This is a genomic window from Flavobacterium sp., from assembly GCF_031537875.1.
GTDB lineage: Bacteria > Bacteroidota > Bacteroidia > Flavobacteriales > Flavobacteriaceae > Flavobacterium.
Genome location: NZ_JAVKNB010000007.1, coordinates 24,428 through 36,654 on the forward strand (window position 1 = coordinate 24,428; position 12,227 = coordinate 36,654).

At 36.2% G+C, this 12,227-nt stretch carries 11 protein-coding genes; 4 read left to right on the plus strand and 7 right to left on the minus strand.

What is annotated here, in order from left to right; genetic code table 11:
• Window positions 1-104: 104 nt before the first annotated feature.
• From RMR09_RS03175 to RMR09_RS03200, 6 genes are all read right to left on the minus strand, one after another.
• A complete protein-coding gene (locus RMR09_RS03175; RefSeq protein WP_310594373.1) occupies window positions 105-1,268 on the minus strand; it encodes an iron-containing alcohol dehydrogenase in 1,164 nt (387 codons plus the stop codon).
• Window positions 1,269-1,338: 70 nt separating this feature from the next.
• Complete coding sequence (gene nadD / locus RMR09_RS03180) at window positions 1,339-1,929, minus strand: nicotinate (nicotinamide) nucleotide adenylyltransferase (protein WP_310594374.1); 591 nt, start codon at window positions 1,927-1,929, stop codon at window positions 1,339-1,341.
• 98 nt (window positions 1,930-2,027) lie between these two features.
• A complete protein-coding gene (gmk, locus tag RMR09_RS03185; RefSeq protein ID WP_310594375.1) occupies window positions 2,028-2,600 on the minus strand; it encodes a guanylate kinase in 573 nt (190 codons plus the stop codon).
• Window positions 2,601-2,653: 53 nt separating this feature from the next.
• The gene (locus tag RMR09_RS03190) at window positions 2,654-3,514 is read right to left on the minus strand and encodes a YicC/YloC family endoribonuclease (protein WP_310594376.1); all 861 of its coding nucleotides are present in this window, start codon (window positions 3,512-3,514) and stop codon (window positions 2,654-2,656) included.
• A 37-nt stretch (window positions 3,515-3,551) separates the two neighbouring features.
• Window positions 3,552-4,451 (minus strand): DMT family transporter, encoded by a 900-nt coding sequence (locus RMR09_RS03195; RefSeq protein ID WP_310594377.1) that lies wholly within the window; start codon window positions 4,449-4,451, stop codon window positions 3,552-3,554.
• Window positions 4,451-4,801, minus strand: a complete 351-nt coding sequence (locus tag RMR09_RS03200) for an ArsC/Spx/MgsR family protein (protein ID WP_310594378.1) — start codon at window positions 4,799-4,801, stop codon at window positions 4,451-4,453. The genes RMR09_RS03195 and RMR09_RS03200 overlap by 1 nt, the downstream gene beginning before the upstream one ends.
• An 86-nt stretch (window positions 4,802-4,887) precedes the next feature.
• Between RMR09_RS03200 and RMR09_RS03205 the strand changes: the two genes are divergently transcribed.
• The 3 genes from RMR09_RS03205 (at window position 4,888) to recO (ending at window position 7,968) form a co-directional block, all read left to right on the plus strand.
• Window positions 4,888-5,343 (plus strand): DinB family protein, encoded by a 456-nt coding sequence (locus tag RMR09_RS03205; protein ID WP_310594379.1) that lies wholly within the window; start codon window positions 4,888-4,890, stop codon window positions 5,341-5,343.
• 271 nt (window positions 5,344-5,614) lie between these two features.
• Window positions 5,615-6,958, plus strand: a complete 1,344-nt coding sequence (gdhA, locus tag RMR09_RS03210; RefSeq protein ID WP_310594380.1) for an NADP-specific glutamate dehydrogenase — start codon at window positions 5,615-5,617, stop codon at window positions 6,956-6,958.
• 296 nt (window positions 6,959-7,254) lie between these two features.
• Window positions 7,255-7,968, plus strand: coding sequence for a DNA repair protein RecO (gene recO, locus RMR09_RS03215; RefSeq protein ID WP_310594381.1), 714 nt, complete (start codon window positions 7,255-7,257; stop codon window positions 7,966-7,968).
• A 75-nt stretch (window positions 7,969-8,043) separates the two neighbouring features.
• On the opposite strand, the gene RMR09_RS03220 is transcribed toward recO, so the two are convergent.
• Window positions 8,044-8,562, minus strand: a complete 519-nt coding sequence (locus RMR09_RS03220) for a hypothetical protein (RefSeq protein ID WP_310594382.1) — start codon at window positions 8,560-8,562, stop codon at window positions 8,044-8,046.
• A gap of 261 nt (window positions 8,563-8,823) precedes the next feature.
• Between RMR09_RS03220 and ileS the strand changes: the two genes are divergently transcribed.
• Window positions 8,824-12,225 (plus strand): isoleucine--tRNA ligase, encoded by a 3,402-nt coding sequence (ileS, locus tag RMR09_RS03225; protein WP_310594383.1) that lies wholly within the window; start codon window positions 8,824-8,826, stop codon window positions 12,223-12,225.
• Window positions 12,226-12,227: the final 2 nt, after the last annotated feature.

The following is a 12,227-nucleotide window of genomic DNA, read 5'->3' on the forward strand; positions in this document are numbered from 1 at the left end:
AAGTTTTTATATTTAAAAATGCACTTTGAGTTAGTTAGTTTTGTTTTTGTATTTTGAAAAGGCGTCCCACAGTAAGTTAGTAGAACGCCTTTTTGATTTTAAAATTAGTAACTTAATTCCACTATTTCTCTTAGCTTATCTAAAGTAATATTCTGTCTTTCGCCTAAAGCTTTCCAACCTCTTTCTTCAAAACGATTTACGATAAAATCAGCAGTGTTTTCAATGTTAGAAGCGTTTTCGGATATCTTAGTTTTCATCCCCATAGTATGATAAAAAGCCACGGTCGACTCAATGGCTTGGTGGGCAATTTCTTCCTCGGTTCCAGTCAATTGAAACACTCGTTTCCCGTATTGTGCTAATTTTTCTTTTTTGGTTTCAAATAAAACGCGGAACAAATTAGGGCCAATGATTGCTAATGTTCTGGCGTGGTCAATATTGTATAAAGCCGTCAATTCATGTCCGATCATGTGGGTTGCCCAGTCAGACGGCACTCCTTTTTGAATCAATCCGTTCAACGCCATAGTACAACTCCACATGAAGTTAGATGCAAGAGCGTAATCCGTTGGGTTTTCAACTACTTTTGGCCCCACTTCAATTAAGGTCTGTAAGATACTTTCGGCAAGTCTATCTTGTAAATGTCCTTCATGTGGGTAGGTTAAATATTGTTCCAAAACGTGAACATAAGCGTCAATTACACCATTTTGCAGTTGTCTTTTTGGTAACGAAGCAATCACAGTTGGATCACAAATCGAAAATTTTGGAAACATAGCTGAGCCACCAAAATCACGTTTTTCTTGAGTAGCTTTTATAGAAACTACCGAACCTGAATTCATTTCGCTTCCGGTTGCAGGCAAGGTCAAAACGGTTCCAAAAGGCACTACATCAGCACCTTGTTTAAAAATAATTCGTTTATGTAAAATATCCATCGGATTGCCTTCAAAGTTAACAGCAGCCGAGATGAATTTTACGCCATCAATTACACTTCCACCGCCTACGGCTAAAATGAAATCAATTTTTTGTTCGCGAATAATCTCCACCGCTTTCATCAATGTTTCATAGTACGGATTGGCTTCAATGCCACCAAATTCCACCACATCAAAACCTTGTAAAGCTGTTTTTACTTGATCGTAAATCCCATTTTTAAAAATACTTCCACCACCATAAGCTACTAATATTTTAGCATTCTGTGGAACAAGAGTGGGTAATTGTTCTATTTGTCCTTTCCCAAAAACAAGTTGGGTTGGATTGTATAATTCGAAGTTTAACATGAGTATAAGTTTTTATTAAAGGTACACTATTATGGAATAACACACGAATAAACAAGTGTTAATAAAGGGCTTATTTTTTGTAAAAATTATTATGATCAATGTACTCCCAAACCTTTGGAGGTAACAAGGGCAGTACATTTTTTCCTTTTTTGATGTGTTCTCTGATGGACGTAGACGAGATTTCTACAACAGGTGCATCAATTAAGTGGATTTTCGGGTGGTTTTTAAAAAGAGTATTTTCAAGTTCACCAGAAATTGTATCGATTCTGGGATAGACATAAATTTCATGATGTGCTAAAATAGCCTCGTAATTTTTCCATTTATGAAACGACTTCAAATTATCCTCGCCCATAATTAAAGAGAACGTATGCTCTGGATATTTTTCTTCTAAATGAACCAAAGTATTCACGGTATAATTTGGCTGCGAAAGTTTGAATTCAATATCCGAAGGTTTAATTTTCGGAAAATCTTCCGTTGCCAAAAACACCATTTCTAATCGGTGATGATCCGCCAAAAGAGTACTTTTCTTTTTCAATGGATTGTGTGGGGTAACCACCATCCAAACTTGGTCTAAATCGGCATGCTCCGCCATGTGATTGGCAATAATCAAATGCCCCACATGAATAGGATTAAACGTTCCGAAATAGAGTCCTATTTTCATTTTGTTACACAGAGTTACACAAAGTTTTACACAGAGTTACGCGAAGTTTTTTTGTGCTACTTGGCGCCAAACTTAGTGAGACTTTGTGTTATATTTTTTTATTTGCTAATAAAATCTTTTACCAATTGATATGCTTCTTCTAAAGCTATTTCTAAGTCATAGTTTTTTATGATGACATCAAATTGTGGAGCGGTTGCCAATTCTACGTGAGCTTTTGCAATACGCATATTGATTTTTTCTTCACTTTCTGTAGAGCGTTCTTTAAGTCTGCGCTTCAGTTCGTCAACACTTGGAGGTTTTACAAAAACAGCCAAAGTTTCCTCAGGAAATTTAGACTTGATACGCAATCCACCAGCTACATCAATGTCAAAAATGACATTTTTACCTTTGGCCCAAATACGTTCTACCTCACTTTTTAATGTGCCGTAGAAATTATCACGATAGACTTCTTCCCATTCTACAAAATCTTCGTTTTTGATGTGTTGTTTGAATTCGGAGATAGACATAAAATAATAGTCTTTTCCATTAATTTCTTCCCCACGGGCTTCACGAGTCGCTGCGGAAATCGAGAATTCTAAATTCAAATCGGCTTGCGCCAATAAATGCCTTACTATGGTAGTTTTTCCAGAACCAGAGGGTGCTGAGAATACGATTAATTTTCCGTTATTCATTATGTTGTGTTATTAATGCTCTGTCATTCTGAACTTGTTTCAGAATCTAAAAATTACAAAACGTTTAAAACCTGCTCTTTAATTTTTTCCAATTCGTCTTTCATTTGAACGACTAATTTTTGCATTTGTGCGTGGTTTGATTTAGAACCCATGGTATTGATTTCGCGTCCCATTTCTTGAGTGATAAAACCTAATTTTCTACCGTTAGCTTCATTTCCTTTGATGGTTTCCAAGAAATAATCCAAGTGATTGGTCAAACGCACTTTTTCTTCAGTAATATCTAATTTTTCTAGGTAATAAATCAATTCTTGTTCAAAACGATTTTCATCTACGTTTACTTTCAATTCGGCAATAGCAGTTTGCAAACGATCTTTAATGGCTTGAACGCGTTCTGGATCCAGTGCCAAGGCCTCGTTCATGTATTGACGGATATTCGCAATACGCAATTGGAATTCCTTTTCAAGCGATTGTCCTTCGTCTTTTCTAAAATTTAAAATATTTTGTAAAGCTTCTTCAATAGCGGTTTCAATTTGAGCCCAATCATTTTCGTCAATTTCTTCGCGCTCAATCTTCATCGTGTCTGGCATTCGAATTGCCATTTTCATCAATTCAGTTTCTTCTGCCTCGGCATAAACGGCTCTTAATTGTTCGATATATCCTTTCACGATAGGTACATTGACTTTAGTCGAAGTTTGTTCGGCAGTACTTTCGATAAAAATCGAAAAATCTACTTTACCTCTTTCTAGTTTTAGCGCAATTTGGTTGCGCAAACCCAATTCCATTTCGCGGTAAAGCGAAGGCATTCGCACATTTAAATCGAGTCCTTTACTATTTAAAGATTTTACTTCTACCGTGATTTTTTTGGTCGGTAATTGCAAAGTGGCTTTACCAAAACCAGTCATTGATTGTATCATATATGAATTGTGTAATAGCTACAAATGTATTGAAAATTTAGGATTTCTTCATTGTAACGAGATAAACCCCACTAAAAATTAGGGCTGCCGAGATTATTTTAACGCCGTTCAACTCGTCTTTTCCTAATCCGATGGCGAAAATAGTAGCAAAAAGGGGTTGTAAATAGACAAAAACCGCAACAGTAGTTGGGCTTAATTCTTTCATAGAAAGCAGGTTCAAAAGATAATTTAGGAAAGTCGAAAAGAACACGACAAACCCAATTTTCCAAAAAATAGGGATTGGCAGTAGGGTCCAATTTACAGTTTGAAAAACGTCCCAACCAAAGGGTAATACCATTAAAAATCCTAGCAAGTAAATCCACTTTACAAAAGTAAAAGCGTTGTAAGTATGCATCAGTTTTTTGACAATGATGAGATAAAATCCGTAAGAAATAGCATTAATTAAAACTAATAAATTTCCTAAACCGGCATTGGTGGCACTCCCAACAGATTTGCCATATAAAATAAGAAAAGTAGTCCCGATTAGTCCTAAAATTAGGCCTGTAATCATTCGTTTTCGCATACGTTCCTTCAGAATAATGGCCGAAAGGACTAATACAATCATAGGAGTAGAGACCATAATTACCGCCGCACTAATGGGTGAGGTTAGACTCAATCCTTTGAAAAAACAAAGCATGTTCAAGGCTATTCCAAAGAATGCTGCGGCTATTACTCTTGGAAAATCGGAACGACTAATTTTTTCAGAAGGGACTTTGCCGTTCAGTTTTAAAACAATCCAGATTAGCCAAAACAAAATAGTAGAACCTCCCGCCCGAAATACGATAAATCCATACGCATCTACATATTGAGGCATGACATCTTTAGCAATTGTAAAGGTTATTCCATATATAATGGATACAAAAGTAGCGGCTAGTAAGGCAAGGTTTCTTTTAGACATTAGCTTAATGCTTTATGGACTTGTAGTATGTTTTGTTGGCTGTTGCCAATGTAGATGGCGCCGTCAATAATAAAAACGGGACGACTCAAAAACGTATAATGTTCTAATAGGTATTTTTTGAAATCAGCTTCAGTCAAGGCTTTGTCTTTTAATCCTAAAGACTTGTACAACTGTGCCTTTTTGCTAAAAAGCGCTTCATAACTTCCCGAAAGTTGGTGCATTTCTTCTAATTGTTCTTCAGTAATTGGGTCTTGTTTGATGTCATGAAAAACCAGATTGTGTCCTTTTGGTAAGGCTTTAATGATTTTTCGACAGGTATCGCAAGAAGCGAGGTAGTATATTTTGTTCATATTGAATTGCAATTACTTTTTTGCAAAGAAAATCCATTTGATACTTAAAATGATTATTTTTAGCAAAAATTTCAAATCAAAACCCAATGGAACAAACATTCGAACTGAACAGAACTTGCCGAAAATTAATCGCTCCTTTTTTAGAGGACTTCACTTTAGATCAATTAAATGCTATTCCGGAAGGATTTAGTAATAATTTATTTTGGAATATTGCACATGTGGTGGTTACGCAACAGTTGTTAATTTACAAGCTTTCAGGACTACCAATGTTAGTTTCAGACGAATTAGTCGACAAATACAAAAAAGGATCCAAGCCAGAACAAGCTGCTACTCAAGCAGAAGTAGACCAAATCAAATCGCTGCTATTTGATTTGGTTGACCAAACTCAAGCCGATTACGGTAGCGGTATTTTTACTCAATTTACAGAATACCCAACCTCTAGTGGCTTTGTGTTGAAAAATGTAAAAGATGCTATGGCGTACAATAATTTTCACGAGGGACTTCACCTTGGAATTATCATGAGCCTGAAAAAATTAGTGTAAGGAATTCCACTTCATTTTTTAGTTCTTTCAATAATCAATTATTTTTATGTAATAATTGCGAAAACTATATCGTTTTCGTAAAATTTATTATTGTAAATGTAAATTTCTTTAAAATAGCTTGTTAAAACGATAAATCTGCAAAAAAACTCAATAAATTGCACGGATTTATTCTTCAATTACAGCTATCTTTGTTTGTAGTTACGAAATCGATTTCTTAAAATCAATTTGGACTAAAAAATCAATCTGTATTGACTTAAATATAGTTCTTAACATGGAAGAAAAAATAAATCAATTTATGGCTTTGGTAGAAGCCAAAAATCCAAATGAGCCAGAATTCATACAAGCGGTTAGAGAATTTGCCGAAACAGTAATCCCGTTTATCTCAGAACGAAAAAAATACGATGGAAAGAACATCTTACTTCGTATCGCCGAGCCGGAACGTTCTATTATTTTTAGAGTGCCATGGGTGGATGATAAAGGAGAAATTATTGTGAACCGTGGATTTAGAATTCAAATGAACTCCGCTATTGGACCGTACAAAGGAGGAATTCGTTTTCATCACACGGTAAATTTATCGGTGTTGAAGTTTTTAGCTTTCGAACAAGTATTCAAAAATAGTTTGACCACTTTGCCGATGGGAGGTGGAAAAGGAGGCTCTGATTTTGATCCTGAAGGAAAATCGGATGGTGAAATCATGCGTTTCTGTCAATCGTTTATGACGGAATTATGTCGTCATATAGGCCCTGATTTGGATGTTCCTGCAGGAGATATTGGAGTGGGAGCAAGAGAAATTGGCTACTTATTTGGTCAATACAAACGTATCCGAAACGAATTTACAGGAGTGTTAACCGGAAAAGGATTAGCCTACGGAGGTTCGTTAATTCGACCTGAGGCTACAGGATATGGAGTGGTGTATTTTACAGAACAGATGTTGCGTACTATCGGTCAAGATATCAAAGGAAAAACAGTAGCCATTTCTGGATTTGGAAATGTGGCTTGGGGAGTTGCTTTAAAAGTAAATGAACTTGGAGGGAAAGTGGTGACTATTTCAGGACCTGACGGCTATATTTATGATAAAGATGGAATTTCAGGAGAAAAAATTGATTTCATGCTCGAAATGAGAGCACGCGGCGATAATAAAGCGGAAGCGTATTTAGAGAAATATCCAAACGCTGAATTTCACAAAGGGAAAAGCCCTTGGGAAGCCAAAGTGGATATCGCGATTCCATGTGCGACTCAAAATGAATTGAACGAGCAAGATGCTAAAAATTTAATTGCAAATGGTGTGATTTGTGTAACTGAAGCGGCAAATATGCCATGTACTTTAGAAGCAATCAAATTATTCCTAGAAAACAAAGTGCTTTTTGCACCAGGTAAAGCTGCTAATGCAGGTGGAGTTGCAGCTTCTGGTTTAGAAATGACGCAAAATTCGATCCGTTTGAACTGGACTAGCGAGGAAGTAGATGCGAGATTAAAAGATATTATGGTGGGTATTCACAACCAATGCAAAAAATATGGAGCAGAGGAAGATGGATATGTTAACTATGTAAAAGGCGCCAACATTGCTGGATTCGTAAAAGTAGCCGATGCAATGCTTGCACAAGGAGTGGTGTAAAACTATTAATTCAAATGCAAAAAAACCTTCTTTCGATTTTTCGGGAGAAGGTTTTTTAGTTTATAACGGGTTAGTTAGAATTATCAAAAACGTCAATTCGAGTGTTTTTTGTGAAGCGAAGCGGAACAAAAAATGTATCGAGAATCGTTCTTGATAAAATTTTACTTGTTCTCGATACAATTTTCTTTTCCAAGATTTAGTTAGAAAATCACTCGAACTGACGTAAAATTTTAATCAATAACTAATTACATTAAACGAAGAGAGTATCTTATATTTGTGGACCAATAGTCAACAAAATGCAAGTCAAAACCAAAGCGATTGTTATTTCGGCATTAAAATTTCAGGAAAAAAGCCTGATTGTAAAATGCTTTACCTTGACGCATGGTTTGAAATCCTATTTTGTTCGGGATGCTTTTTCCTCTCGAAAATCCAATCAAAAAATTGCGTATTTTCAGCCGTTGAGTATTTTAGACATTGAAGCGGTACATAAAAACAAAGGCACTTTGGAGAACTTCAAAGAAATTAAAATAGCCACTCCTTTTTATTCGATTCATACAGACATTGTGAAAAGCACGATTGTGTTGTTCTTGTCGGAGATTTTGCACCATTCCATTCACGAAGAAGAAAAAAACGAAGCGCTTTTCGTTTTTTTAGAAGCGGCATTACAATGGCTTGATAATCATGACGAAACAGCCAACTTTCATCTGATTTTACTGCTCGAAATGACCAAATATTTTGGGTTTTATCCAGATGTGTCGGATAGAGATCAGGCTTTTTTCGAATTGGTTGAAGGTGTTTTTTCCCCGTTTCATGCAGTGAGTTCGTTGACGGAACACGAAACGCTTTTGTTCAAAAAACTGATTGATTTAAAGTGGGATTCCGATCAAAAAATCTTTCATGTTATTGAACGACAAATCCTCTTGAAAATCCTGATGGACTACTACAGTTATCACTTGGACGGTTTTAGAAAACCTAAATCTTTGGATGTCTTAAAGGAGGTTTTTGCTTAAAAAATACGAATTTCACGAATTGGCACAAATTTCTTAGAAGCAGTATATCATCTGCGGTAATCTGCGAAATTGGTGTTAGAATTTAGTTTTAATTTCAATCATTACAATCTCGTGTTTTTCTTTTCCATATGTTATTCTCACGGGTAAACCATTGCGAAAAACACCATTATTTGTTTTGCTAAATCGATTAAATCTGCCAAGAACTTCATCTGAATATGAGAATTCAACAGAGTCAACAATGAAGCTTTCTTGAGTCACAGTGCCTCTTCTAGACAATGGTCTTCCACTTTGAAAGTTACTAATATTTCCTTCTACGACTGCTACATTTTTTGAATTTAGTATTCTTTGTATATGTTGGTCTGTTAAATCTTTTATAAAGAATTTTAAATATATGAAACCAATTAATGTTCCAATTCCAATTATTCCTGTAGCCCAAAGAACGATAGTTTTTTCATAGTCTTCGTTATTCTTTTTAAATATCTTAGTTAAGATAAATGCAAGAATAAATACTATTGAGATATAAAAGAAAACATCATAGGCTCTTAGAGAATAGTTGGGTAAATCTGCAATTGACCAGTATTTTTTATATTTCATATATATTTGAAAAAAGCTTGTTGAATTATTGGTTTAATGGTTTTGATAAAAATAATAATCGCAAGTTAATAAAAATGGGCATAGAATTTCAAATAAGAAGTGTTTCCTAAAAAAATAGACTATTCTATTTAATCCGTGAAATCTGTGTTCGAATTTCCTTTAAAAATCCCACTTTCATCAGCATCGATAACTTTTGCCTTTTGGCTTTTGCCTATTTACTAATATTCACTACTTTCGCAACTCGATTTAGAAAAGCATACCATGAGCACAAAATTTACTGAATACAAAGGACTTGACTTGCCAAAATCGGCAGAAGAAGTGCTGGATTTTTGGAAGAAAGAAACGATATTTGAGAAAACGGTAAGTACCCGTGAGGGGAATCCACCATATGTGTTTTTTGAAGGGCCGCCTTCGGCAAATGGATTACCAGGAATTCACCACGTGATGGCACGTGCTATTAAAGATATTTTTTGTCGCTATAAAACTCAAAAAGGCTTCCAAGTAAAGCGTAAAGCGGGTTGGGATACCCACGGTTTACCTGTGGAATTGGGTACTGAAAAAGAATTGGGAATCACCAAAGAAGATATTGGAAAAACCATTACCGTAGAAGAATACAACGAGGCGTGTAAACGTACCGTAATGCGCTATACAGATGTTTGGAATGACCTGACGGAAAAAATGGGGTATTGGGTAGATATGGAAGACCCTTATATTACTTATAAACCCAAATACATGGAGACCGTATGGTGGTTGTTGAAACAAATCTACAACAAGGATTTGATGTACAAAGGCTACACCATTCAACCGTATTCTCCAAAAGCAGGAACAGGATTGTCTTCGCACGAGGTGAACCAACCGGGTTCGTATAGAGATGTTACAGACACTACGATTGTAGCACAATTCCAAACTAAACCAGAGTCATTACCAAGCTTTTTACAAGGCTTTGGAGATATTCATATTTTGGCTTGGACCACAACGCCTTGGACCTTGCCATCCAATACGGCTTTGACAGTAGGTCCAAAAATCGATTATGTGTTGGTGAAAACCTTCAATCAATATACTTTTTTACCAACGAATGTCATCTTGGCTAAAAACTTGGTTGGAAAACAATTCGGTAAAACCTTCTTTGAATCGGCAGAGGCTGCTGATTTTGAAAACTTCAAACCAGGAGATAAGAAAATTCCATACCAAATTTTGGCGGAAGCCAAAGGAGCGGACTTGGTTGGTATTCGCTACGAACAATTAATGCCATTGGTGTTGCCGTATCAAAATGCTGAGGATGCCTTCCGTGTAATTGCAGGAGATTTTGTAACTACCGAAGACGGAACAGGAATTGTGCATACAGCACCTACTTTTGGAGCGGATGATGCTAAAGTAGCCAAAGAAGCTACACCTGAAGTGCCGCCAATGTTGGTTTTAGACGAAAACGGCACGCTAGTTCCATTAGTGGATTTGCAAGGTAAATTCGTAAATGGACTCGGAGATCTGTCAGGCAAATACGTTAAAAACGAATACTATAACGAAGGCGAAGCACCAGAGCGTTCTGCCGATGTGGAAATTGCCATTCAGTTAAAAGAAGAAAATAAAGCATTTAAAGTAGAGAAATACGTCCACAGTTACCCACATTGTTGGAGAACAGATAAGCCTATTTTATACTATCCTTTGGATTCTTGGTTCATCAAGATTACCGAGGTGCGTGATCGTATGTTTGATTTGAACGACTCTATTAACTGGAAGCCAAAAGCTACTGGTGAAGGTCGTTTTGGGAATTGGTTGAAAAACGCGAACGATTGGAATTTATCACGCTCTAGATACTGGGGAATTCCATTGCCAATTTGGAGAACCGAAGACAAACAAGAAGAAATCTTGATTGGTTCAGTAGAAGAATTGTACAACGAAATTGAAAAATCAATCGCAGCAGGTTTCCAAAAAACGAATCCGTTTGCAGGTTTTGAAATTGGTAATATGTCGGAAGCCAATTATGACTTGATTGACTTGCATAAAAATGTAGTGGACAAAATCACTTTGGTTTCGGCTTCAGGAAAACCAATGCAACGCGAAAGCGATTTGATTGATGTTTGGTTTGATTCAGGAGCTATGCCTTATGCACAATGGCATTATCCATTTGAAAACAAAGAGTTGATTGACCAAAACAAATCGTTCCCAGCGGATTTTATCGCTGAGGGAGTCGATCAAACCCGTGGTTGGTTTTATACTTTACACGCCATTGGAACCTTAGTTTTTGATAAAATTGCCTATAAAAATGTAGTGTCAAACGGATTGGTATTGGACAAAAACGGACAGAAAATGTCAAAACGTTTAGGAAATGCTGTTGATCCATTTGAAACTTTGAAAGAATATGGCCCAGATGCTACGCGTTGGTACATGATATCCAATGCGAATCCTTGGGATAACTTGAAATTTGATATTGAAGGAATTGCTGAGGTGCGTCGTAAATTCTTTGGAACCTTGTACAATACGTATTCGTTCTTTAGTTTGTATGCTAATATTGATGGATTTACGTATTCAGAAGCAGAAATTCCTTTGGCGGAGCGACCAGAAATTGATCGATGGATTATATCGGAATTGAATACTTTGATTAAAGAGGTAGATGGTTTCTATGCTGATTATGAACCGACAAGAGCCGCTCGTGCAATTTCTGATTTTGTTCAGGAAAACTTGAGTAACTGGTACGTTCGTTTGTGTAGAAGACGTTTTTGGAAAGGGGAATACGCTCAAGATAAAATCGCAGCCTACCAAACTTTGTACACTTGTTTGTTAAGCATAAGTAAACTTGCAGCGCCAATTGCACCATTTTATATGGATAAATTATATAGAGACTTAACACAAGCAACGCATTCAGAAGGTTTTGAGAGTGTACATTTGGCGAAATTTCCAGAATACGTTGAAAACTTTGTTGATAAATCGTTGGAGAGCAAAATGCAAAAAGCCCAGACGATTTCATCATTGGTGTTGTCACTTCGTAAAAAAGAGATGATTAAAGTACGCCAACCGTTGCAAAAGGTAATGATTCCAGTGCTTGACAACAATCAAAGAGCTGAAATTGAAGCAGTGTCTGACTTGATTAAAGCAGAAGTTAACGTAAAAGAAATCGTACTTTTAGATGATGCTTCGGGAATCTTGGTTAAACAAATTAAACCTAATTTCAAGACATTAGGGCCACGTTTCGGAAAAGACATGGGCTTGATTTCTAAGGAGATACAAGGGTTTACACCAGATCAGATCAATGAATTGGAGCGTGAAGGAAGTTTAGCTATTGTTATTGCGGGAAATACCGTATCTTTAACTATAGAAGATGTAGAAATAACTTCTCAAGATATTGAGGGTTGGTTAGTGGCAAATTCAAACGGAATTACAGTGGCATTAGACATCACGATTTCGCCAGAGTTGAAACAAGAAGGAATCGCCAGAGAATTGGTAAACCGAATCCAAAATATCCGTAAAGATTCAGGATTTGAAGTGACAGATAAAATTAAAGTGACGTTACAACAAAATGCCGAATTGAAAGAAGCTGTGGAAGCGAATGAAGACTATATCAAATCAGAAACATTGACAGAAAGTTTAATGTTCGAAAATGAAGTAGTCAACGGATTAGAAATAGAATTTGACGATATAAAAACAAAAATAATAATCACTAAATAATT